This window comes from Tenacibaculum sp. Mcav3-52, from assembly GCF_022347665.1.
GTDB classification, from domain to species: Bacteria; Bacteroidota; Bacteroidia; order Flavobacteriales; family Flavobacteriaceae; genus Polaribacter; species Polaribacter mesophilus.
This window is the reverse complement of record NZ_JAKRGE010000005.1, coordinates 13,376-36,083: the sequence shown is the minus strand read 5'-3', so window position 1 is coordinate 36,083 and position 22,708 is coordinate 13,376. Positions and strand designations below refer to the sequence as shown.

The following is a 22,708-nucleotide window of genomic DNA, read 5'->3' as shown; positions in this document are numbered from 1 at the left end:
GACTCTTTATTACCTAACTTTGTTACTTAACTTAAGAGAGTTTAACGTATTATTAACAGAAAATGAAAAAACGAACTTTGGTACTAGGAGCCTCTTTAAAATCCTCTAGATATTCGAATATAGCTATTAAAAGGCTAAGAGATAATGGAATAGAAACTGTAGCAATTGGTTTACAAAAAGGAATTGTTGCAGATGTAGCTATTAAAACAGAAAATATTTTTTTCGAAAATATTGATACTGTAACTTTATATTTAAATCCAAAGCGACAGGAATCTTATTATGAGTATATAATTAACTTACAACCTCGCAGAGTGATTTTTAACCCTGGAACCGAAAATATTGAGCTTATGGAGTTGTTAAAGGAAAATGGTATTGAGAGTGAAATAGCATGTACTTTGGTACTTCTATCAACAAAGCAGTATTAATTTAAAATTTCAACAGGAAAAGAATTAGTACTATATCGTTTCCCTGCTTCCGCTAATTCAGTATTCTTAAAAACTGTTTGAGCCTCAATTTTAAAATCGTTAATGTTTTTATACCTGCTAGAATAATGCCCAATAATTAATTTGTTTGCATTTGCTTTACTAGCAATAGAAGCTGCTTGTTCTGCAGTAGAATGTTTAGTTTTATCACATAAATCTTCTCTGTCTTTTAAAAATGTAGCTTCGTGGTATAACAAGTCTACATCTTTAATAATAGGAACAATGTCTGGTTTATAGGCAGTGTCACTACAGAAAGCAAAACTTAAAGGTTTAGGAGGATCAATTGTAAGCTCTTCATTAGGAATTACTTCACCCGTAGAGAGTGTAAAGTCTTTACCAGCTTTAATGTTATGAAAGTCACAAGTTTCTATTTCGTTATATTGCTGAATATTCTCAATGTGTAACTTTCTAAGTTTAGGTTTTTCAGTAAATAAAAAACCATTAGTATACACTCTATGATTTAAAGGAATGGTTCTTACAGAAACTTTATCATCTTCAAAAATAAGCTCACTTTCTTTTGATTCTAATTCGTGAAAAATAATAGGATATTTAGTCCACGATTTTGAAATTTTTAACTGAAGTGTTGTCACTTCTTTTATGCCTTTTGGGCCGTAAATATGTAACTCTTTTTCTCTGTTTAGAATCCCAAAAGTAGCGATGAGTCCAACCAAACCAAAAAAATGATCACCATGCAAATGAGAAATAAAAATATGGTTTATTTTTGAAAAACCAACCTTGTATTTTCGCATTTGGCGTTGTGTACCTTCTCCACAATCAATTAAAAAATGACGATTGTTAATTTCTAAGTATTGAGCGGTAGGGTAGGCATTAGCTCTTGGAGTAGCAGAATGACAACCTAAAACAGTTAAGTGTAAACTCATTTATTTGATTACAAAGCGTTTTGAAATTATTTCTTTATTACTTTGTATTGCATAAATGTACATACCAGACTTTAAATCATTACGTTGAAAAGGGAAAGAGTTACGTCCCTTAACCACTTTAAGCTCTTTATTATAAACAGTTTTACCTAGTACATTTCTAACAGTTAAAATAACTGTTTGACTATGTTTAGCATTAAAGTAAATAGTAGTATTGTTCGTAAAAGGGTTAGGAGATGCTATTAACTTATTAATTGATTTTTCTTGTGAAAAAGCAACAGAAATAGTTAAGAAAAAAGTTATAAAAAGTATTTTTTTTATCATAAATTATCGTTTAGGGGATGGATAATTATTAAAATTAAAGGTTAAAAACCTAAATCACGCTGAATGTTTTCCATTTCTATAACATCTTCTGCTTCAATTAAAGTAGGAACAATGTTAAAAGTTTCAGGAAAATCATCAATAGTAACATCTTTAGATATAACAACAAAAGATGTGCCATTGTTTTGATGTTTTTCTGCGTATTCCAAAAATAGTAAAATATTTTTGTTAGAGGGGTTAAATTCTTCTGAAATTACAACAATTAAATTTTTATCTGTAAGGTTTACATGTTCATTTTCAAAGCTTTCAAAGAAGTCAGAAAATGTTTTTTCATCAGAAGTTACTAGGGTGTAATTAGTTTTATCAGTTATATTCATGACTATCTTTTTATTTGTTGTGCTAACAAATAAATAACTGCCATACGAACAGCAACTCCATTTTCTACTTGGTTTAGAATAATTGATTGATCACTGTCGGCAACATCACTTGTTAGTTCTACACCACGGTTTATCGGGCCAGGGTGCATTATGACAATTTTTTTGCCAAGATTATCTAAAATTTCTTTGTTAATACCAAAAAGCTGTGTGTATTCTCTAGTTGATGGAAAGTATTTTATATCCATACGTTCGTGTTGCACACGTAATACATTAGCAACATCACACCACTCTAAAGCTTTTTTTAGATTTGTTTCCACTTCAACTCCTAAACTAGAAATGTATCTAGGAATTAACGTACTAGGTCCGCAAACTTTTACTTTAGCTCCTTGTAATTGTAGTGCAAAAATATTTGATAAAGCTACACGTGAGTGTAAAACATCACCTACAATTACAATTTTCTTTCCTTTTAAGTCGCTATTTAAAGCTTCCCGCATAGAAAAACTATCTAATAATGCTTGGGTCGGGTGTTCATGTGTGCCATCTCCAGCATTAATAATCTTAGCATCTACATGGTTTGATAAGAAAATTCCTGCTCCTACATTTGAATGTCGCATCACAACAATATCAACTTTCATCGACAAAATATTGTTAACAGTATCAATTAAAGTTTCTCCTTTTTTTACTGAAGATTGCCCTGCAGAAAAATTAATAACATCAGCAGATAAACGTTTTTCAGCTAATTCAAAAGAAAGCTTTGTACGTGTGCTATTTTCAAAAAATAAATTAGCGATGGTAATATCACGTAACGAAGGAACCTTTTTTATAGGTCGGTTAATGACTTCTTTAAAATGAGCGGCAGTTTCAAAAATAAGCTCAAGGTCATTTTTGTTAAGGTATTTGATTCCTAATAAATGTTCAACACTTAACTGCTTCATTTTAGTTTGTTTTTTTAATCATAACTAATCAAGCTTTGAGGGCTTGGGTTCAAGGTAAATTGTATCTTCTTTATGAGTTTCTTGCCAGTTCACAACTACTTTTTCTTCATTGATGGCATCTACTTGTCTTCCTCTATAATTAGGTTGAATAGGTAAATGACGGCTAAAGCGACGATCTATTAATACTAATAACTCAATATTATCAGGTCTTCCATACGATTGTAGTGCTGTTAAAGCACTTCGAACGCTTCTTCCTGAAAATAATACGTCATCAATAATAACCACCTTTTTTCCTTCAATTAAAAAGTTAATTTGTGTAGAGGTGGCTTCTAATGGTTCTTCTCTTCTGCGAAAATCATCACGATAAAAGGTAATATCTAACAAGCCTAATTTTAGACCTTTAATTTGATACTCTTCTCTTAATAATTTAGCCAATCGATTAGCTAAATAAGAGCCTCTAGGTTGTAATCCTATTAAAACGGTATTAGAAAAATCGTTGTGATTCTCGATTAACTGACACGCTAATCGATGCAGAATGATTTCAATTTCTTTCGAAGTAAGTAGTGTTTTTCTGCTCATTTGTTGCTACCAAATTGGTTTGATAGTTCAACGTTCAAAATTAAGGCAAAAATTTACGCTGACAAAATTAAACTTAATGAAAGCTAAAACTTGGTCTATAAAATTATCTTTACATTTGCGCATTTTTACAAAAGACTCTTAGAAATTATGATGAAATACATTAAAAGTAAGAAGATTAATATAAAAGACGATTCGTTAGCAGGTATTACGGTATCGTTAGCAATGATACCAGAGGTAGTAGCTTTTGCTTTCGTAGCTCAAATTAGTCCTATTGTAGCTTTGTTTGGAGCTTTCGTGGTAGGGATTGTTTCTGCAATTTTTGGAGGAAGACCTGGTTTAATTTCAGGAGCAGCTGGTGCTGTGGCAGTAATTTTTGTAAACATGATACAGGAAGGACATGCAAAAGGACTGCTGTTTGATACTCCTGTAGAAAATATGGGATACTTTTATTTACTAGCAGCTGTAGTTTTAATGGGAGTTATTCAAGTGTTAGCAGGAGTATTTAAATTAGGGAAATTAGTTCGGTTAATTCCACATCCAGTAATGATGGGATTCGTAAATGGTTTAGCTATAGTTATTTTTATAGCTCAACTAGGAATGTTCAAAGAAAATAAGAAGGACATTTTTGGTCAAAATATGCGTAAAACTGAATCGAAAGAGTTGGTGTATAAAGTTGCAGATAATGAGGTACAAGATCTAGTATCAAGTGCTGCATTGTTTTCAATTAAAGGAAATTCAATTATTAATAATGAAACAAACAAGGAAGTTTTTGTAAAATCAGAAACACAAGTTTTTGATGCAAAAACAAAAAAAGTTGTTTATAATATTGAAAATGGCGGATTTTATTCAGTAAAAGATAGTGGGGTAGTAAAATCTACTTTACAAGGAACAAAGCTATATACTATGGTTGGGTTAGTGTTGTTAACGATGCTAATTATATGGTTGCTTCCAAAATTAACAACAAAAGTACCAGCAGCGTTAACAGCTATTTTAATTGTTACGTTTGTATCTATTTTCGGTGGATTAGAGTCTATAAATGTTGGAGATTTTATTAGAGATGGAGGAGGAGCTGGTTTAAATGGTTTTGATGAAATTTCTAAGAAAATGAATTTAGCAGAACTTTGGAGTAATTTGCCATTTAATTTAGATACATTAAAGTTTATTGCACCGTATGCCTTTTTAGCAGCTTCAGTTGGGTTGATTGAAACGTTAATGACGATGAATTTAGTGGATGAGTTAACAGATTCAAGAGGTGATGGTAATAAAGAATGTGTAGCACAAGGAGCTGGAAATATGTTAAGTGGATTGTTTGGAGGAACTGGTGGTTGTGGTATGATTGGTCAAACAGTAATTAACATTAACGCAGGTGGTAGAGGGCGTTTATCAGGAGTTATGATGGCGGTTACTTTATTAATTTTTATCCTTTTTGCAGATAAATATATTGAACAAGTACCTATCGCAGCTTTAGTAGGAGTAATGTTTATGATGGTTATTGATACGTTCGCATGGTCTAGTTTTAGAATTATGAATAAAATTCCAAAATCGGATGCAATTGTATTAATTATAGTATCTGCGGTAACTGTAATTTTTGATTTAGCAATTGCTGTATTTGTTGGGGTAATTATTTCAGCATTAGTTTTTGCTTGGGAAAATGCAAAAAAAATTAGAGCGAGAAAACGTTTTAAAGAAGATGGAACTAAGATTTACGAAATTTGGGGACCATTATTCTTCGGAAGTATTACTGCTTTTAACGAAAAGTTTGATATTAAAAATGATCCTGCTAACGTGGAAATTGATTTTGTAGAATCGCGTATTTCAGACCATTCAGCTATTGAAGCTATTTTTATATTAGTAGAAAAATATCAAAAAGCAGGGAAGAAGGTAACCTTAAAACATTTAAGTGAAGATTGTAAGGTATTGTTATATAAAGCAAGCCCGATTTTTGCAGGTGTTATTGAAGAAGCAGTAGATGACCCTCGTTATCACTTAGCTGCAAATCCAGAAGATTTTCCAAAACCTTTATCAGAATATAGTTTTTAAATCGCAGAGCGATAAAAAATAAAAAATCCCGCTATTAGCGGGATTTTTTATGTGTTTTTTAGAATTAGGCATATAATGATTATTACAACTATAAATAATAGATACTTTAGGAATTTCGTGTTTAGTTGGGTGTTTTTATTTAAGTTATCAAGAGGAGAAGAAACTTTTCTTATGTTAGTAGGTGTTTTTGAAAAACTATATCCTTCGAAATTAGTATCAAATAATAACTCATCATCTGAATCCAATTGCTTTCCAAAATACCTTGTACATAACTCAAATACAAAATTTTCACCTACTTGATCTTCAGTAAATTCTCCTTCAGTAAATTCATCGAAATTATAAAACCTATTTCCATTTTCATCTATTTTTGACTTAGATAATAGTTTTTCTTCCTCTTTAAGAGGTTTACCGAAATCAATAAAGGTGCCTAGTTCTGATGTTCCTCCTTTAACCCTTAATTTTTGATTATTTTTAGTAACAGAATATCCCCAAAAATTAACAGTGCTTTGAAGAGCAATAGAACATATTTCTGTATCAGGGAAAAAATCAGATAGTGTATTTTCCTCATAGGAAGTGTTTTCTTCAAATGATTTTATGGGTAATTCTTGTTCACATATTATCCAATTTCCTTTGTATTTTGTAATATAAACGGTATTACCAGGAGGTAACATAACCTCTTCAAACGTTTTAGGAACTATTTTTTTTAGATTATGAAAACCGATACTATTTAAGAGTTTTTCTTTCTCTATTTCTTTGTTAGAGTTAATAATTACGCATGATATTTTCCATCCCATAGCTAGGTCAGTTATTTTAAAATGTTAGCTTAATGAGGTTTATTTTTTCTGAAGTGGACTTATAATTTCTACATCACTAAAAGCAATAGCGCCTCTAATTACACTGTCAATAGTACTTTTTAAAGCTTCAATCAATTGCATTTTTAATTGCGATTTGTGATAAATCAAGCTAACTTCACGTGCAGGAGATGGAGATTCAAATTCTCTTAAATGAGTTTTGTCTCGTTCATTTAAATCCAGCGTATTTAAATAAGGAAGTAAGGTCATTCCTAATCCGTCTTTAGATAACTTTATTAATGTATCAAAACTTCCACTTTCTAACTGAAAGTGATGTGTAGAGCTTCTTTTATTAGTTCTACAAAGATTAATTACACTGTCTTTAAAACAATGTCCGTCTTCTAACAATAAAATATCATCAACTTCTAAATCATCAACTTTTAATTTCTTTTGTTTAAATAATCGATGTTCACTTGGAACTAAACCTACAAAAGGTTCATAATATAAAACACGCTCTTTTATGGCTTCATTTTCTAATGGAGTAGCAGCAATAGCAGCATCTATATAACCATCCATTAACTTTCTAACAATTTCTTCTGTAGTTAATTCTTCAATAACTAATTGAACTTTAGGGTAGTTCTTACTAAATGTTTTTAAAAACATAGGAAGTAGTGTAGGCATAATTGTAGGGATTATTCCTAGTCTAAACTCACCACCTACATAGCCTTTTTGTTGATGTACAATATCAATAATACGATTACTTTCATCAACAATTACTTTAGCTTGTTCTACAATACGTTTACCAACTTCAGTTAATTCAATAGGTTTTTTAGAACGATTAAAAATTTTAGCATCTAATTCTTCTTCTAATTTCTGAATTTGCATACTTAACGTTGGTTGCGTGACAAAGCAATGTTCTGCAGCTATGGTGAAGTTTTTATATTCAGCAACGGCTAGTGTATATTTTAATTGTGTTATAGTCATTTCAATAATAATTTTTGATAAAGATATTAAAACAATCGATTACGTTTATAGTAAAACTGTTAAAACTTGCCTTAAATTTGTAATAGAAAAAGTAAAAAACTTAAAATCAAAACAATATGTCAACTACAATTTTAGGATTAGATAAACAAAAAACTGAAAACTTAGTAAAAGAGTTAAATGCCTTATTAGCAAACTTTCAAGTATATTACCAAAATGCAAGAGGTTTACACTGGAATATTAAAGGAAAAAACTTTTTTGAGTTGCATATGAAGTTTGAAGAATTTTATACAGATGCACAAGAAAAAGTAGACTTAATAGCAGAACGTATTTTAACATTACAAGGAACACCATTGCATACTTTTGAAGATTACACTAGTGTATCAAAAGTACCAGTAGGAAAAAATATTTCAAATGATGTTGAAGCAGTAAAATTAATTATTGATTCGTTATCAGAACTATTAAAAATAGAACGTTTAATTCTTGATTTGTCTGATGAAGCAGAAGATGAAGGAACGAACTCAATGATGAGTGACTTTATTGCAGAACAAGAAAAAACATTGTGGATGATGAATGCTTGGTTAGGCTAAGAAATAGTTATCTATGTTTAGGGGATGAAAGAGCAACGTGTTTACGTTGCTTTTTTTATGTAGAAGAAAATAATATGAATAGTTGGCTAATATAAATACTTAATTAAAATCCGAATACTCACAAAGGCAATCAAAATAGCGGTTGCTTTTTTCAGTTGTGTGGAATTAAAGAATTGGTTACTCATTCTACTACCAATTTGACCACCAATAAAAACAGTAATTAATAAAATAGAAGTAAGCTTCCAGTCGATAGAAAATTCAGGGTTCACATATTGACCTATCAATCCAGATATAGAATTTACTAAAATAAAAAAGCTTGCTGTAGCAGCTATTTTTTTAGGAGTGTCCCAATTGGTTAAATGAAGTAACGGAGCTAAGAAAATACCACCACCAATTCCAACCATTCCAGAAATAAAACCAATAATTCCGCCATAACCTGCATTTTTTGCTATGTTTAAATCGGTAGTTTTATTGCTGTTGGTAACTACTTTGTTTGAACTCCACATGGTAATAGCAGCAAAAAGTAGTGTGAAACCTAAAAGAATAAAGAAAAAAGTTTGACTTATTCGTAAATAGCCACCCAAAAAAGCCATAGGAATACTAAATAAAGTAAGCGGAATAACCTTTTTCCAATTATATTGTTTTTGTTGCATATAAAGTAAAACATTACCTGTAACAACCATTACATTACAAAGTAATGCTGTAGCTCTTATTTGTGTAAAAAGTAAGCCAGTGAGTGCTAAAACAGCCAAGTAACTGGAACCACCACCAAATCCGACAGAAGAGTATAGAACAGCCACAATAAAAAAGAGTAAGACTATGTACAAATTAGTACTTAAAACATCTAGAAAAAGAGATATCATCATATCAAACAAATGTAGCTATAAAAGTTTTTTGAAAAAAGTTGATGATTTGATTTACTCTTTTATAAAAGACTTTTTAAACTGCTGAGGAGTAATCATCTCCATTTTTTTAAATTGTCTGTTGAAATAGCTAATGTTATTAAAACCTGATTTGTAGGCTATTTCAGAGATTCGTAGGTTTTTAGATTGTTTTATAAGTTTTTTAGAAAATTTAATTTTTTCAGAGTTTATGTAGTCAATAGGAGAAATTCCTAAGGTGTTTTTAAACTTTTTATGAAAATGAGATGTACTCATACAAGCCTTCTTAGCTAACAATTCTACAGTAATATCTTTATTTGTGAGGTTGTTTTTTATAAACTTAATAACCATACCAATGCGGGTGTCTGTAAGCGTGTCAGAAGGATCGTTTAAGATAAAAGCTTTAGCTTTCGTTTGTAATAATCTAACAATCAATTCCTGTATCATAAGATCAAGAAGAATGTCTTTAGATTTGTTTTGATCGGTAAACGTATGTACTAAACGTCCAACTAAATGATTAATATCCGTATTATGAACAAGGTGAGAAGAAGTTTCGTTTAATTTCCAATTATTGTTTTCGCGCTCTATAGTAATATTGTGATTAAACTTATCTACTATCTCATCAATCTTATCAGAGTCAATACCTAAAGCCAAACATTGAGTAGGATTATTTTTTTCAGCCAAGGGGAAATCTATAATCATTTCTTTATTAGTTGGCATTACCACAGATTCACCAGGGAAAAAATCAAAAGGTTCCATACCTTCTAAATGCATTACTTTTTTTCCAGTGAGCATACTTGCAATCACAGGAAAATCAAAAGTCAAAGAAACCTGTTCAGCACTTTTATGAGTCTCAAAAATATTCAACTCAGCATATTCAGCATTATACGTAGTTCTGTTCTCTATTAAAGTAGTAAGTTTTCTACTTTCTTTATGTCGACTTAATAAATGGTTCATAATCAATAGTACAAAAATCTATTTATCCTTTTTTTGAGATAATAGATATGTGTTACAATTTAATAAATACGTTCAATATATTGACTATATGATATTTTAATTTTACAAAAATTACGAAATATTCATTTTTAATATATGTTAATTAGAGAAGTGTTATTTCGGGATGGTTAATTTAAGTAAAGAACAAAAATACAAAGTTTTATGAGTTACACGAAACCAAAATTTAAAGACATGTATGCAAATTTTATCAATGGGAAGTTTGTATCTCCCTTAGGTGGAGAATATTTTGAAAATAAATCTCCAGTTGATAATAGCATCATAGCAAAATATCCAAGATCACAAAAAGAAGATATAGAACTAGCTTTAGATGCAGCCAATGCAGCGAAGGAAAGTTGGGGAAACAGTTCAGCAGCAGAACGAGCTTCATTGCTAAATAAAGTAGCAGATATAATTGAAGCAAATTTAGAAGAGTTTGCATTAGTAGAAACCTGTGATAATGGAAAACCAATACGAGAAACATTAAATGCTGATGTTCCTTTGGCAGTAGATCATTGGCGCTATTTTGCGGCTGCCATTAGAGCAGAAGAAGGAAGTGCAACAGAGCTTGATCAAAATACCTTATCAATGAACATTAAAGAACCTTTGGGGGTTGTGGGGCAAATTATTCCTTGGAACTTTCCTCTTTTAATGTTATCGTGGAAGTTGCCACCAGCATTGGCTACAGGTAACTGTGTAATATTAAAACCAGCAGAACAAACTCCGTCATCAGCAACATTGTTAATGGAAAAAATAGCCGATGTTTTTCCTCCAGGAGTTATTAATGTAGTTCATGGTTTTGGTCCAGAAGCAGGAAAACCATTGGCATCAAGCCCAAGAATAGATAAAGTAGCATTTACAGGAGAAACTACTACAGGACAGTTAATAATGCAGTATGCTTCTAAAAACTTAAATCCAGTTACGATGGAGTTAGGAGGTAAGTCTCCAAATATCTTCTTTAATAGTGTAATGGATGAAGATGATGCTTTTTTAGATAAAGCAATTGAAGGAGCGGTGTTGTTTGCTTTTAATCAAGGAGAAGTTTGTACCTGTCCTTCACGTATTTTAGTACAAGAAGACATCTATGATAAGTTTATGGAGCGAGTGGTGGCAAGAACAGAAGCAATAGTACAAAAAAGTCCGTATGATGTAAACACAATGGTAGGAGCACAAGCATCAAATGATCAATATGAAAAAATTCAAGCGTATATTAAAATAGGAAAAGAAGAAGGAGCGAAAGTGCTATGTGGAGGAGAAGCTAATACACTAGAAGGAGAGTTAGCAAATGGATTTTATATTAAACCAACTATTTTAGAAGGACACAATAAGATGCGCGTATTTCAAGAGGAAATTTTTGGGCCCGTAGTTTGTGTTACAAAGTTTAAAGATGAAGCTGAAGCTTTAGAAATAGCAAATGACACAATGTACGGATTAGGAGCAGGGGTTTGGACACGTGATGCGCATCAATTATATCAAATTCCAAGAGCGATTAAAGCAGGTAGAGTTTGGGTGAATTGTTACCATGCATACCCTGCACATGCACCTTTTGGAGGTTACAAAAAATCAGGATTTGGTAGAGAAAACCATTTAATGATGATGGATTACTATCGTCAAACTAAGAACATGTTGATATCGTATGATAAAAACAAGTTAGGGTTCTTTTAGTTGTTTGAAAATACTGAGCTTTAAAAAGCTCAGTATTTTATAAAAAAAATATAATATGCAAAGAGTAGCAATAACAGATGCAGCAAAAGAAATAGTTGAAAAACTAAAAAAGCAACATGGCGAATTAATTTTTCATCAAAGTGGAGGGTGTTGTGATGGATCATCACCAATGATTTTTCCTAAAGATGAAATGTATTTAGATGAAAGTGATATTCTGTTAGGTGTGTTAGATGAAGTCCCCTTTTATATGAATAAAGATCAATATGAATACTGGAAGCATACGCACTTAACCATTGATATAACTGAAGGAAGAGGAGCAAGTTTTTCATTAGAAATTCCTTTAGGAGTTCGTTTTATTATACATTCACGTTTATTGCAACAGGAAGATGAAGGTTAGCATATGTTTTAAGAAGAAGAATTAATAAATTGATAAACAATTAAAAATGATTTATTTTAGTAGCTTAAGCTAAAATAAAAAGGAGTATAAGAATGAGTAACTACCACGTAAAAACATTAGAAGAATATTTTCAAGTATATAGAAAGTCCGTTAGAAATCCAGAATTATTTTGGGAAGAAATAGCAGAAGAACATTTTGTTTGGAGGAAAAAATGGGATGCCGTTTTAGACTATGATTTTGAGAAAACTGAGTTCAAATGGTTTGAAGGAGCAAAGCTAAATATTACAGAAAACTGTATCGATCGTCATTTGCATATTAGAGGAGACAAAACAGCCATTTTATTTGAGCCTAACAATCCAAAAGAAGAAGCTCAACATATCTCCTACAAAGAACTACATAAACGTGTTTGTAAGTTCGCTAATGTGTTAAAAGACCACGGAATTAAGAAAGGAGACAGAGTTTGTATTTACTTACCAATGATTCCAGAATTAGCTATTTCGGTTTTAGCTTGCGCACGAATTGGAGCAGTACACTCGGTTGTTTTTGCAGGATTTTCATCAACAGCATTAGCTACGAGAATTAATGATTGCGAAGCAAAAATGGTAATTACTTCAGATGGTTCTTATAGAGGAGCAAAAACTATTGATTTAAAGAGTATTGTTGATGAAGCATTAGAAGACTGTTCTACCATAGAAAATGTATTTGTTGCTAAAAGAATTAATTCAGATATTCAATTAAAAGAAGGACGAGATAAGTGGTTAGCACCTTTATTAGAAGAAGCTTATCAAGATTGTGTTCCAGAGATTATGGATGCTGAAGATCCATTATTCATTTTATACACTTCTGGTTCAACAGGAAGTCCAAAAGGAATGTTACATACCACAGCTGGTTACATGGTGTACACAGCATATACGTTTAAAAATGTTTTCAATTATAAAGAAAATGATGTGTATTGGTGTACCGCAGATATTGGTTGGATTACAGGGCATAGTTATATTGTATATGGTCCGTTAGCAAACGGAGCAACAACTGTAATGTTTGAAGGCGTTCCTAGTTATCCAGATTTCGGTCGTTTTTGGGAAATTGTAGAGAAGCACAACGTAAATCAATTTTATACAGCGCCCACAGCAATTAGAGCATTAGCAAAAGAGAATTTAGAATTTGTTGATAGCCATAACCTTTCATCAGTAAAAGTGTTAGGAACGGTAGGGGAACCTATAAACGAAGAAGCATGGCACTGGTATAATGATAATGTTGGAAAAAAGAAAAGCCCAATTGTAGATACTTGGTGGCAAACTGAAACTGGTGGAATTATGATTTCTCCTTTACCTTATATCACTCCAACAAAACCAACTTACGCAACGTTGCCCTTACCAGGAATTCAAATAGCATTGATGGATGAAAACGGAAAAGAAGTAAAAGGAAATCAGGTTGATGGAAGATTGTGTATAAAATACCCTTGGCCTTCTATGGCAAGAACTATATGGGGGAATCATCAGCGTTATAAAGAAACATATTTCTCTGCATTTGATGATATGTATTTTACTGGTGATGGTGCTCTTCGTGATGAGGTAGGCTATTACCGAATTACAGGTAGGGTAGATGATGTAATTATTGTTTCAGGACATAACTTAGGAACTGCACCTATAGAAGATGCCATTAATGAGCATCCTGCCGTAGCAGAAAGTGCTATAGTTGGTTTTCCGCACGAAGTAAAAGGAAATGCTTTATATGGTTATGTGATTTTGAAAGAAACCGGAGAGGTAAGAAACCAAGATAACTTACGTAAAGAGATAAATCAAATTATTACGGAGCATATTGGTCCGATAGCGAAGTTGGATAAAATTCAGTTTACTGAAGGAGTACCTAAAACACGCTCAGGAAAAATTATGCGTCGTATTCTTCGAAAAATTGCACATAATGAATTAGATAATTTAGGAGATGTTTCTACACTCTTAAATCCAGAAGTAGTACAGAGTATAATTGATAACAGATTGTAAAATAGTGAAAAGGGATTCTTATAAGAATCCTTTTTCTTTTGCTATTAAAATCAAATCACGATCATCAGAATTGTCAACCTCAAATATTTTAGCCATTTGTCGTTTTCTTTTTTGTACTGCAGCTAAAGATAAGGGTAGGATGTTAGGTAGTTTATTTACACGATTACCAATAGATAGTTCATACAAAATCTTTCTATCCAAATCATCTAAAAAATACTCATTGGACACTTGATTTCTCAGCATTTTCATTACCGTTTTGCTGTAGTAAGGAGGGTCGTTAAGTACTTCTTCAATAGCATGAACTAATTCTACCGGGGTAATGTCATTTTTAACTAAGAACCCATCAGGGTTTACGTTTTTTAAAATACTATGTACTCGGTAATTATCGTTAAAAGTAGTGGAGATAATAATTTTAGACTCAGGAAGTTTTTCGTTTATAATCAAACCTAAATCCTCACCAGATAAAATACCTTTTTCTTCTAGAGGAGGTAAACTAATATCTAAAAAAATAATTTCAATAGATCGATTAGAAGAAGAATACGTTTCTATAATTTCATCGGCAGCACCACAGTTATTTGCTATTTGAATATGAAAAGAAATATTTTCATTTTGACTTTCGATATAGGCAAAAGCACTTTTATAAGCTTCTGATATTAAAGGATGATCGTCAATTATTAAAGCGTTATATTTTTTACTTTCCATTTTTAGTATTAAAAGGGGTTATAATAACAAGTGTAGTTCCTTGGTTTTCTTTAGAAATAAACTCTAAAGTACCACCTAATTTTTGTACCCTTGCTGTAATATTTTTTATTCCAATTCCCTTTTTCTTTTTCTCGGCATTAAAACCAATTCCGTCGTCTTTTAACGAAATAATAAGCTCTTCTCTCTTAAAAGAAGCGTCTAAGGTAACATTTTTTGCCTTAGCATGCTTAATAATGTTTTGTAAAGCCTCTTGAATGATGCGGTATACGTTAGCTTTAGTAACCTCGTTAATTTCGTTCCATGGAATGGTTTTATCAAAGTTAAACTTATAAGAAAAATTACCAATAGTACTTCTATCTTTTAAAAGTTGGGTTAAGATAGTTGTAAAGTTAATATTTGAACTATCAAAATTATCGCTTAACCTATGAGAAACATCTCTGATTTCCTTTTCTATCTCTTGTAACTCATCTAAAAAAGCTTGGTGTTTTTCTTGAGTTTCAGGCTTCATTTGCATAGCTAAAAAGCCAAGATTTACTCGAGTACCGAAAAGTTTTCCTAAAACACCATCATGAAGTTCTGCCGAAATACGGTTACGTTCGTTAACACGTTCTTCTTCTAATTTGGCTTGTTGTTGTAGTGTTAATACATATACTTCTTCATTGGCTTTTTGTTGTTCCGCTTCTAGTTTTAATTTTTCATTTCTTACCTTTTGTACACGTAAAAAATATAATAAACTAAGAACTAACAGACCTGCAAAACTAGTTACTATAATCCATATACGTTGTTGACTTAATCGCTCGGTTTCTTCAATGTATTCATCTGTTTCAAACTCAATACGCGTAAATTTGTTTTGTATTCTTCGTTCAGCACTAATTAAACTATCGTTAAACTCTATATAACGATCTAAGTATTTTTTAGAATTTTGTTTGTCTAAATTGGCGAGTTGATTTAGGGTAGTTAAATAATCCCTTCCATTTTTTAAATCCTTGGCTAAAAGGTTAGCCTCTTTGGCGTACTGAAGTGCTTTTATAGTGTCCTTAGTATATTTATAATAGTCTGAAATATGAATTTTAGAGGTTAAAATTCCTTCTTTATTATTTAAGCTATCTCTTATTGCTAATGCTTTGTAAAAATCTTTTTTAATATTTAGAGTGTCATTCATTAAGAGTTTGCAGTGTGCTTTGTTGTTTAATATAATAGCTTGTTGAGTGGGGGTAAGTTTATTATTTAGTTCTAAATTGTAGTTGTAAAGAGCTTTTTTGTAGTTTTTGATGTCTTTGTATATGTTACCTATGTTGTTATACACGGCGATATATTTTTTTTTCTTACTTTTTTTGTAGTTTTCTATAGCTTTATCATAATAAGTTAAAGCTTTCTGATATTCTTTTATATCATATTGTATAAGCCCAAGGTGGTTATAACAAGAATAGAGTCTTCTGTAATTTTCCGTCTGATTGAAGAGTTTTATAGCTTTTATAGTAAGAATTTCACTACCTGAGTAATCTCTATATCTTCCTTTTATAAAAGCCATTCCATAAAGCATAATAGCTGCATAGTCTATGTGATTTGTTTTTGTGAAATTTTGATAAGCATTATTATAATGATAATAAGCTTTTTCATATTCTTTTATTTTTTTATAAAAATTAGCAAAACTCCAATGAACATCGCCAATAATATAAGGGTTGTCAATTTGTCTTGCTAGCTTAAATGCTTCATTGTTAGTTTTAAAAAAGGAGATTGAGTCGTTTAATTCATAATATTCATAAGCGATGGAGCTAAGGTTAATAGCTTTAAGACTATCATTATTAATGAAAGTATTTTTAGAATAGGCATTTTGTAAGGATAGCTTTCTTTTGTGTATATTTAAACTTTCGGTCTTAGCTTGTTTGATTAAAAAAATGATACTATCATTTTGTCTTTGATGATTGTTGTTGTTTACAACTGTCTTTTTACATTGTATTGTAAGTAATAGTAATAAAATCAACACTAAGAAGTTATAAAAGCTTAATTTTCTCATGAAAGCAAAGCTAAAAAAAAAGCCTTAAGCAAAATGCTTAAGGCAATAAAAGAATTAACCTTTACCCGTTCCGTCACCGTCACCGTCATCACCTGTATCCCCATCTACTGGTGGATCCGTTTTGTCTGTTGAGCCATCATCTAGAATTAATTCAATATTATCAACAGTGCTGTTTGGTACAATATCTTCTGTTAAGTCTGTACAACTTGTAGTTAACAAAAATAACATGCTTATTAGTAGTGTAAATTTTAAAGTTCTCATAATTTCAATTTTTAAATTTTGACAATAGTTTTCCTAGCCGCATGTGCGGCTCGTATAGCATCGAAATAAATTTTCGCGTGTATTACATCATTTTAAAATGAGGCAATAGTCATCTAACCCAAGTGTTTGGTTAGTAGGTAGAATTAAATTGATTGAAACATCAATTCATGAAGATGCGTTACTACTAAGGCCTATTGAGTACAACAGACTTCAGGGAATTCTACTTTGTCATAAAGGAAGCGTTTGCAATTTTTAAATGAACGCTAGTTGATTTTTAATTCTAAAATAGTGACAACATTATATATAATGAAGATGATTTTAGTAAGCGTTCTTGTTGAATGAGTAAACGTCCTTTTTCATTTAGTATGTGCAATTTTAATGTTTTCATAGCATTTATTTTGTCTTCTTAATATAATGAAAAAAAACGAATTATACAAGTTTTAACTTGTTAAAAATGTGTTTTTTAATAAAAAAAGCGTCTTTTTTAAAAAGACGCTTTTTTGTTATATATAAGTGTAGAATAATTGCTAACTCCTCATTAAATATTTTGCTCCACAATAAACATCCTTGTCTTTTTTTGTTCCGTAATCTGCTCCTTTTCTATAAGCTAAGCTGATACTTCTGTTTATGTTAGTTAATACCATCGTTTTAAATTTTTATTTATTAATAATACCAATTAAGTGTATCTTAATAAGTATGGTACAAATATACTAAATTTTTACAATAAAACAAGTGTTTTTTAGATTTAAGTTGTTGTAAATCAGTTGATTATGTTGTTGTTAAGGTAAAGAAGGACTGTCCGGATAATATCCAGATAAGTAGTGTTTTTGTAACGTTTTGTACGTTAGTAGCTTAGAGTTCAATTAAGAGTTTTTAGTATGTTTAAATTAAAATTCCATTTTTCAAAAAAAATATAAAAAAAGCGCCCAAAATTAATTGGACGCTTTATATATCATTAGTTTTATAATCAAATCATATCTGAGTTTTCATTATAATTAACATACAACGTCCGGTTTCGAAAGATTCCTTCATCAGGATTCCCACGAAAACCACATGTTGAGCTTACAAGCTCTTGTGTTATATGTAAATTCATTTTTTTCATAAAAAACAAATATATAAAATTTTAAATAATTTCTGTTTTAACGAAATTTTTGGCTTTTGAGGTCTTTTTTACCTCATTTTGGTGAAAAAGTAAGTCAGTGACTTACTAAAAGTAAGTCACTGACTTACCAAAAAGAAAATTAGACGACTTATTTTTGTCTCGGTTAAAATTTAGACCTTCAATAAGGTTAAGATATAAAATGGGGAATTATATCACGTCGTAGGGAAAGTTCTATGAAGAAAAAGAAAAACAAAATGATTTTTACTCTAACCAAAGTAAAATATTCAAACTGAGAGTGTCTTTTAAGGCGCTCTTTTTTTATTAGAAAAAAGCTATATAGTCAGAAGATAAACGAGTTAAGTAAGTTAATAAATAGTTAAGTGCTGTGTTTTAATAACAAGTGTTTAGAGGTGGGAATAAAAATAGTTGTTTAAGTTTAGTTAAAGTTGGTAACCTTTTAGTGAGCTAGATTTAAACTACAGCTAAGAGCTTCTTAAAGTAAGTGTTGTTGATTTGCGGACATAACACAAAAATTAACATAATAATGAAAAACTTACTTAAATTAGGGTTCTTAGGCGTTTGCGGAGCTATAGCTTTAACATCTTGCGATTCTGATAGTACACCTAGTCACGGAGATTCAATTGAATTAAAAGCACACTCAAAAACTCCAAACTTTTTAAAATTAGAATCAGAGTTTTCTGGAGTAAACATTTTTCCTTTATTGTCTTCTGAAGATAAGTTAGAAGATACACCAAACTTTGTATACGGTTCTATGGCAGATGGAGCTGGGTTAATGAGAAACTCAGATGGAACTTATACTTTAATAAACAATATTGAGGCAGATTATTCAATTGCTCGTATTAAATTAGATAAAACTTTTAAGCCTGTACATGGTGAATATATTTTAAATGCAAATGCTACTGCTAGTACAGCACAGTGCTCAGGTTCATTAATTACAGAGGCAGAACACGGTTTTGGTCCATTATATTTATCTGGTGGAGAATGGGGAGGAGCTTCTAAAGGGGTTTTTGCAACTGATCCTTTAAAAAATGTTTCAGCAGCAAGTACTCCAAAAATGTTAACGGCTATGGGACAATGGTCTACAGAAAATGCAGTGGCAATTGGTAAAGATGCGTACGCAGATAAAACTGTTGTATTTATTGGAGATGATCATTCAGATAATGAAGTACCTTCAGGTCAATTAGGAATGTATGTAGGTGATAGAGGAGATTTAGAAGGTGGTAAATTATATGGTTTAAAGGTAACTGATGAAGGGATTGCTTATGAGGTAGATATGAAAGAAGGTACAACTTATAATGCTTCTTTTGTTGAGTTAACCGAAAAGAATATCGATTTATTAGATGCAGAGGCTAAAGAAAAAGGAGTGATGGGATTCTCTCGTTTAGAAGATATTGATTGGAGAAGAGGTTCTGCTAAAAACAATCGTGAAATTTATTTTTGTGTAACAGGTCGTAAAAAAGACGGTTTAGTAGGAAAAGGAACTATCTATGGGCGTGTATATAAAGTAGAGTTAAATGAAAATGATCCTACTGGAGCAGCAAAAATTACCTGTGTTTTAGATGGAGATAAATTAGATGGTAAAGCAAAAGCTTTCCATAGTCCAGATAATATCGTAGTTACAGAAAACTATGCGTATATTCAAGAAGATCCAAACGGATATTTTGATGGTGAAAAGAATCACGCAGCTAGCTTATATCAATACAACTTGAAAACAGGAGAGGTAAAGAAAGTGTTAGAGTGCGATCAGGTTGCAGCTTCTGCTCAAGGTTACGGAGCGTCTTATCAAGATAAAGCATGGGAAATTACTGGTATGATTGATGTTTCTGAAACTATTGGAGTAAGCAATACGTTTTTATTAATTACTCAAAATCATGGCTGGGAACCTGCTGATGGAGGAGCATTTACTGACCCTATGGCAAACGATGCAGCGGAAACAAGAAAAGAAGGAAGTCAATTATATGTAGTTCAAGGATTAGATAAATAATGACAAACAATTTTCAAAAAATAAAAAAGGCACATGTTATCATGTGTCTTTTTCTGGTATCTATAATTGGTTGTAAACAAGAAAAAACAACAAGCTATTCAAAGCTAGATAATCGAGCTTTGGTGGCAAAAGTTCAAGAATATTATTCAAAGCGTCTTGATGACTGCATTTTAAGTTTAGAAGAAATTAATGTTGTTGATGAGGTTTCCGAAAAGCTCAATAAGTATAAGTTAGCGAGAAGGGAATTTAAGTTGATAGAACCTATATTAGCTTTTGCTGATAAAGAAAACTACAAGAGTCTAAATGCTCCTAATATTTTAAAGATTGAAGAGGAGGATGCTACGGATATTAAAATAAGAGCCCCTTTTGGGTTTCAAGTTATTGAAGAGTTATTAAATGAGGATGAAGTTGACGTTGCAGAGGTAGGGAGCATTATAAAAAAGACAGTAAGTAGGCTTAAACTAATAGCGGCAAATAACACGTTGTATTTAAAAAAACACCATGTTTTATGGCTGTTACGTGATCAAATTGCCCGTATAGCTTTGGTAGGAATAACAGGTTTTGATTCACCAGTGTTAGAGCAATCTTTATTAGAAGCAAAAACAAACTACGAAACCTTACTCTTTATTATAAATACGTATAAAAGTGAGTTTTCAAAAGATAAATTGTATACTGATTTTGTAAATGAGTTGCAGACAGCTCAAAAAATGTTACAAGAAGGCAATTTTGAGTCGTTTAATCGCTATGATTTTATAAAAAATCATACACATAAACAATTGGAGCTGTTGGCAAAAACCTCAGAAGATTGGAAAGTAGAGTTCCCTTTAACTATGGCGTTCAATAATAACATTACTTCATTATTTTCTAAAGAAACATTTAATATTGATTTCTTTAACGATTATCATCAGTTAGAAAAGGCGATGTCTAATGAAAAAATAGCTTTAGGAAGAAAACTATTTAATGATAAGAATTTATCAAAAGACGGTGTGATGAGCTGTGCTACTTGTCATATTAAAGATAAGGCTTTTACAGATGGGTTAGCAACTTTTCCAAAACAAAAAAGAAATACACCAACCTTACCGTATGCTGCTTATCAACAAACCTTTTTTCACGATGGAAGAGCAGGTAGTTTAGAGGGGCAAATTGTGGGAGTTGTTGAAAACAAGAATGAGTTTCATACCAATTTAGAAAACTTGACAGAAACTGTAAAAAATGACAGTGTATATACAAAGTCGTTTGCTAATCTATATGGAAAAGTAACTGATTTTAACATCCGAAATGCAATAGCAAATTATATTAGAAGTTTAGGCGATTTTAGTTCTAAGTTTGATAAAAATATCAACAATAAAGAAAACACTTTAACAACTTCTGAAATCAACGGATTTAATCTTTTTATGGGGAAAGCAAAATGTGCCACTTGTCACTTTCCACCTGTATTTAACGGAACAGTTCCACCTAATTTTACGGAAACAGAAGTAGAATCTATTGGAGTTCCAAATATGAAAGAAACAGGGTTAGATGATGATTTAGGAGCTTATAATATATTTAAAACTGAAGAACGAAAATACTTTTTCAAAACTTCTACCGTTCGTAACATATCCAAAACGGCTCCCTATATGCATAATGGGGTGTATGAAACCTTAGAACAAGTAGTTGATTTTTATAATAAAGGTGGTGGACAAGGATTAGGATATAAAGTACCAAATCAAACGTTACCATCAGATAAATTGAATTTGTCTGAAAAAGAAATTAAAGACCTAATCGCTTTTATGGAAGCCTTAACGGATGAATAATTCATTCAATTTTTATAGTTAACATAAAACTCTCTAATATATATTTAGAGAGTTTTTTATTTTTACTGTAATTTCTAATGGTAGTTTCGACCAATTAGAACAAATCAATTATCATGAAAAAAATACTAGTACTAATCGCTATAGCTCTTGTTTCAATAGCATGTAAAAAAGAAGTTAAAAAGGAAACAATTAAAAAAGAAGAGGTAGCAACATTAAAATACCCGAAAACATTAGAAAAAATTCTTGAAAAACATGGAGGGATTGAACAATGGAAAAAAATGAAAACATTGTCATTCACACTAAAAAATGAAGAACATACTACAGACTTACATTCACGAAAAACAGTAGTGAATTCACCAGAATATTCTTTAGGGTTTGATGGAAAAGAAGTGTGGTTACAACAACAAGATTCAACAGCGTTTAAAGGAAACCCGGAGTTTTATTACAATCTATATTTTTATTTTTATGCAATGCCTTTTGTATTAGCTGATGATGGCATTGTGTATTCAGAAACAAAACCGCTGACTTTTGAAGGAGTTAGCTATCCAGGAATAAAAATTTCATACAAAGCCAACGTAGGAACTTCACCAGATGATAATTATTTTATATTTTACCATCCAGAAACAAAACAAATGGCATGGTTAGGGTATACGGTTACTTATTTTAGCAAAGAATCAACTGATGCTTATAAAATTATAAGATATAACGATTGGGAAAATGTTAACGGTTTGTTATTGCCAAAATCCATAACTTGGTATGCTAAAGATGAAAATGGGCAACCAACAGAACCAGGAAGAGAACCAATTCAGTTTAAAATGCCTTTGTTAAGTGAAGCATCATTAGCCAATAGTTTTTACGAAAAACCAAAAGAATAATCAACTAATAAAAAACAAAGTATGGATAAAAAGTATGTATGGA

General features: G+C 31.2%; 21 protein-coding genes. 9 read left to right on the top strand and 12 right to left on the bottom strand.

Annotated elements, in window-relative coordinates:
- Nucleotides 1–62 precede the first annotated feature (62 nt).
- Nucleotides 63–425, top strand: a complete 363-nt coding sequence (locus MHM83_RS13075; protein WP_047789712.1) for a CoA-binding protein — start codon at nt 63–65, stop codon at nt 423–425.
- Here the strand turns inward: MHM83_RS13075 and MHM83_RS13070 are convergent.
- Genes MHM83_RS13070 through pyrR form a run of 5 tightly spaced genes read right to left on the bottom strand, consistent with a single transcriptional unit; the run spans nt 422 to nt 3,572 of the window.
- A complete protein-coding gene (locus MHM83_RS13070) occupies nt 422–1,363 on the bottom strand; it encodes a ribonuclease Z (protein WP_047789713.1) in 942 nt (313 codons plus the stop codon). The genes MHM83_RS13075 and MHM83_RS13070 overlap by 4 nt on opposite strands.
- Nucleotides 1,364–1,684, bottom strand: coding sequence for a T9SS type A sorting domain-containing protein (locus MHM83_RS13065; protein ID WP_073183117.1), 321 nt, complete (start codon nt 1,682–1,684; stop codon nt 1,364–1,366).
- Between the two features lie 41 nt (nt 1,685–1,725).
- Entirely contained in the window at nt 1,726–2,058 is a 333-nt protein-coding gene (locus tag MHM83_RS13060) for a hypothetical protein (protein ID WP_047789715.1), read from the bottom strand.
- Nucleotides 2,059–2,060: 2 nt separating this feature from the next.
- Complete coding sequence (locus MHM83_RS13055; RefSeq protein ID WP_099213737.1) at nt 2,061–2,993, bottom strand: aspartate carbamoyltransferase catalytic subunit; 933 nt, start codon at nt 2,991–2,993, stop codon at nt 2,061–2,063.
- Nucleotides 2,994–3,017: 24 nt separating this feature from the next.
- Nucleotides 3,018–3,572: a bifunctional pyr operon transcriptional regulator/uracil phosphoribosyltransferase PyrR gene (pyrR, locus tag MHM83_RS13050; RefSeq protein WP_239180203.1), complete on the bottom strand. Its 555-nt coding sequence runs from the start codon at nt 3,570–3,572 to the stop codon at nt 3,018–3,020.
- 147 nt (nt 3,573–3,719) lie between these two features.
- Here pyrR and MHM83_RS13045 point away from each other — a divergent pair, with 147 nt between their 5' ends.
- Complete coding sequence (locus tag MHM83_RS13045; protein WP_239180201.1) at nt 3,720–5,612, top strand: SulP family inorganic anion transporter; 1,893 nt, start codon at nt 3,720–3,722, stop codon at nt 5,610–5,612.
- A gap of 47 nt (nt 5,613–5,659) precedes the next feature.
- Here MHM83_RS13045 and MHM83_RS13040 read toward each other — a convergent pair whose 3' ends face one another.
- A complete protein-coding gene (locus tag MHM83_RS13040) occupies nt 5,660–6,406 on the bottom strand; it encodes a hypothetical protein (RefSeq protein ID WP_047789719.1) in 747 nt (248 codons plus the stop codon).
- Nucleotides 6,407–6,445: 39 nt separating this feature from the next.
- On the bottom strand, nt 6,446–7,387 hold the full coding sequence (locus tag MHM83_RS13035) for a hydrogen peroxide-inducible genes activator (RefSeq protein WP_047789720.1): 942 nt from the start codon (nt 7,385–7,387) through the stop codon (nt 6,446–6,448).
- Between the two features lie 116 nt (nt 7,388–7,503).
- Between MHM83_RS13035 and MHM83_RS13030 the strand changes: the two genes are divergently transcribed.
- On the top strand, nt 7,504–7,974 hold the full coding sequence (locus MHM83_RS13030) for a Dps family protein (RefSeq protein WP_047789721.1): 471 nt from the start codon (nt 7,504–7,506) through the stop codon (nt 7,972–7,974).
- An 86-nt stretch (nt 7,975–8,060) separates the two neighbouring features.
- On the opposite strand, the gene MHM83_RS13025 is transcribed toward MHM83_RS13030, so the two are convergent.
- Together MHM83_RS13025 and MHM83_RS13020 are read right to left on the bottom strand one after the other, a co-directional pair.
- On the bottom strand, nt 8,061–8,840 hold the full coding sequence (locus MHM83_RS13025; RefSeq protein WP_047789722.1) for a sulfite exporter TauE/SafE family protein: 780 nt from the start codon (nt 8,838–8,840) through the stop codon (nt 8,061–8,063).
- 51 nt (nt 8,841–8,891) lie between these two features.
- Nucleotides 8,892–9,812 carry an AraC family transcriptional regulator gene (locus MHM83_RS13020; protein WP_239180199.1) on the bottom strand — a complete coding sequence of 307 codons (921 nt, stop codon included), beginning with the start codon at nt 9,810–9,812 and terminating at the stop codon, nt 8,892–8,894.
- A 201-nt stretch (nt 9,813–10,013) separates the two neighbouring features.
- On the opposite strand from MHM83_RS13020, the gene MHM83_RS13015 reads away from it, so the two are divergent.
- The 3 genes from MHM83_RS13015 (at nt 10,014) to acs (ending at nt 13,910) form a co-directional block, all read left to right on the top strand.
- Nucleotides 10,014–11,513, top strand: coding sequence for an aldehyde dehydrogenase family protein (locus MHM83_RS13015; protein WP_239180197.1), 1,500 nt, complete (start codon nt 10,014–10,016; stop codon nt 11,511–11,513).
- A 55-nt stretch (nt 11,514–11,568) separates the two neighbouring features.
- Entirely contained in the window at nt 11,569–11,910 is a 342-nt protein-coding gene (locus MHM83_RS13010; protein WP_239180195.1) for a DUF779 domain-containing protein, read from the top strand.
- Between the two features lie 92 nt (nt 11,911–12,002).
- Nucleotides 12,003–13,910, top strand: coding sequence for an acetate--CoA ligase (gene acs, locus MHM83_RS13005; RefSeq protein WP_239180194.1), 1,908 nt, complete (start codon nt 12,003–12,005; stop codon nt 13,908–13,910).
- Nucleotides 13,911–13,928: 18 nt separating this feature from the next.
- On the opposite strand, the gene MHM83_RS13000 is transcribed toward acs, so the two are convergent.
- Genes MHM83_RS13000 through MHM83_RS12990 form a run of 3 tightly spaced genes read right to left on the bottom strand, consistent with a single transcriptional unit; the run spans nt 13,929 to nt 16,890 of the window.
- Nucleotides 13,929–14,612 (bottom strand): response regulator transcription factor, encoded by a 684-nt coding sequence (locus MHM83_RS13000; RefSeq protein WP_047789727.1) that lies wholly within the window; start codon nt 14,610–14,612, stop codon nt 13,929–13,931.
- On the bottom strand, nt 14,602–16,629 hold the full coding sequence (locus tag MHM83_RS12995; RefSeq protein WP_239180192.1) for a tetratricopeptide repeat-containing sensor histidine kinase: 2,028 nt from the start codon (nt 16,627–16,629) through the stop codon (nt 14,602–14,604). Before MHM83_RS12995 ends, MHM83_RS13000 begins: the two co-directional genes overlap by 11 nt.
- Nucleotides 16,630–16,683: 54 nt before the next feature.
- Complete coding sequence (locus MHM83_RS12990) at nt 16,684–16,890, bottom strand: hypothetical protein (protein WP_239180190.1); 207 nt, start codon at nt 16,888–16,890, stop codon at nt 16,684–16,686.
- A 1,646-nt stretch (nt 16,891–18,536) separates the two neighbouring features.
- Between MHM83_RS12990 and MHM83_RS12985 the strand changes: the two genes are divergently transcribed.
- The 3 genes from MHM83_RS12985 (at nt 18,537) to MHM83_RS12975 (ending at nt 22,665) form a co-directional block, all read left to right on the top strand.
- Nucleotides 18,537–19,997, top strand: coding sequence for an alkaline phosphatase PhoX (locus MHM83_RS12985; protein WP_239180188.1), 1,461 nt, complete (start codon nt 18,537–18,539; stop codon nt 19,995–19,997).
- Nucleotides 19,997–21,790, top strand: coding sequence for a cytochrome-c peroxidase (locus MHM83_RS12980; RefSeq protein ID WP_239180186.1), 1,794 nt, complete (start codon nt 19,997–19,999; stop codon nt 21,788–21,790). The genes MHM83_RS12985 and MHM83_RS12980 overlap by 1 nt, the downstream gene beginning before the upstream one ends.
- A gap of 113 nt (nt 21,791–21,903) precedes the next feature.
- Nucleotides 21,904–22,665 carry a DUF6503 family protein gene (locus MHM83_RS12975; RefSeq protein ID WP_239180184.1) on the top strand — a complete coding sequence of 254 codons (762 nt, stop codon included), beginning with the start codon at nt 21,904–21,906 and terminating at the stop codon, nt 22,663–22,665.
- Nucleotides 22,666–22,708 lie beyond the last annotated feature (43 nt).

Excerpts from the sequence above, each read along its gene's own strand:
- MHM83_RS13075 (WP_047789712.1), top strand. The coding sequence starts at position 63 with ATGAAAAAACGAACTTTGGTACTAGGAGCCTCTTTAAAATCCTCTAGA.
- MHM83_RS13070 (WP_047789713.1), bottom strand. The coding sequence starts at position 1,363 with ATGAGTTTACACTTAACTGTTTTAGGTTGTCATTCTGCTACTCCAAGA.
- MHM83_RS13065 (WP_073183117.1), bottom strand. The coding sequence starts at position 1,684 with ATGATAAAAAAAATACTTTTTATAACTTTTTTCTTAACTATTTCTGTT.
- MHM83_RS13060 (WP_047789715.1), bottom strand. The coding sequence starts at position 2,058 with ATGAATATAACTGATAAAACTAATTACACCCTAGTAACTTCTGATGAA.
- MHM83_RS13055 (WP_099213737.1), bottom strand. The coding sequence starts at position 2,993 with ATGAAGCAGTTAAGTGTTGAACATTTATTAGGAATCAAATACCTTAAC.
- pyrR (WP_239180203.1), bottom strand. The coding sequence starts at position 3,572 with ATGAGCAGAAAAACACTACTTACTTCGAAAGAAATTGAAATCATTCTG.
- MHM83_RS13045 (WP_239180201.1), top strand. The coding sequence starts at position 3,720 with ATGATGAAATACATTAAAAGTAAGAAGATTAATATAAAAGACGATTCG.
- MHM83_RS13040 (WP_047789719.1), bottom strand. The coding sequence starts at position 6,406 with ATGGGATGGAAAATATCATGCGTAATTATTAACTCTAACAAAGAAATA.
- MHM83_RS13035 (WP_047789720.1), bottom strand. The coding sequence starts at position 7,387 with ATGACTATAACACAATTAAAATATACACTAGCCGTTGCTGAATATAAA.
- MHM83_RS13030 (WP_047789721.1), top strand. The coding sequence starts at position 7,504 with ATGTCAACTACAATTTTAGGATTAGATAAACAAAAAACTGAAAACTTA.
- MHM83_RS13025 (WP_047789722.1), bottom strand. The coding sequence starts at position 8,840 with ATGATGATATCTCTTTTTCTAGATGTTTTAAGTACTAATTTGTACATA.
- MHM83_RS13020 (WP_239180199.1), bottom strand. The coding sequence starts at position 9,812 with ATGAACCATTTATTAAGTCGACATAAAGAAAGTAGAAAACTTACTACT.
- MHM83_RS13015 (WP_239180197.1), top strand. The coding sequence starts at position 10,014 with ATGAGTTACACGAAACCAAAATTTAAAGACATGTATGCAAATTTTATC.
- MHM83_RS13010 (WP_239180195.1), top strand. The coding sequence starts at position 11,569 with ATGCAAAGAGTAGCAATAACAGATGCAGCAAAAGAAATAGTTGAAAAA.
- acs (WP_239180194.1), top strand. The coding sequence starts at position 12,003 with ATGAGTAACTACCACGTAAAAACATTAGAAGAATATTTTCAAGTATAT.
- MHM83_RS13000 (WP_047789727.1), bottom strand. The coding sequence starts at position 14,612 with ATGGAAAGTAAAAAATATAACGCTTTAATAATTGACGATCATCCTTTA.
- MHM83_RS12995 (WP_239180192.1), bottom strand. The coding sequence starts at position 16,629 with ATGAGAAAATTAAGCTTTTATAACTTCTTAGTGTTGATTTTATTACTA.
- MHM83_RS12990 (WP_239180190.1), bottom strand. The coding sequence starts at position 16,890 with ATGAGAACTTTAAAATTTACACTACTAATAAGCATGTTATTTTTGTTA.
- MHM83_RS12985 (WP_239180188.1), top strand. The coding sequence starts at position 18,537 with ATGAAAAACTTACTTAAATTAGGGTTCTTAGGCGTTTGCGGAGCTATA.
- MHM83_RS12980 (WP_239180186.1), top strand. The coding sequence starts at position 19,997 with ATGACAAACAATTTTCAAAAAATAAAAAAGGCACATGTTATCATGTGT.
- MHM83_RS12975 (WP_239180184.1), top strand. The coding sequence starts at position 21,904 with ATGAAAAAAATACTAGTACTAATCGCTATAGCTCTTGTTTCAATAGCA.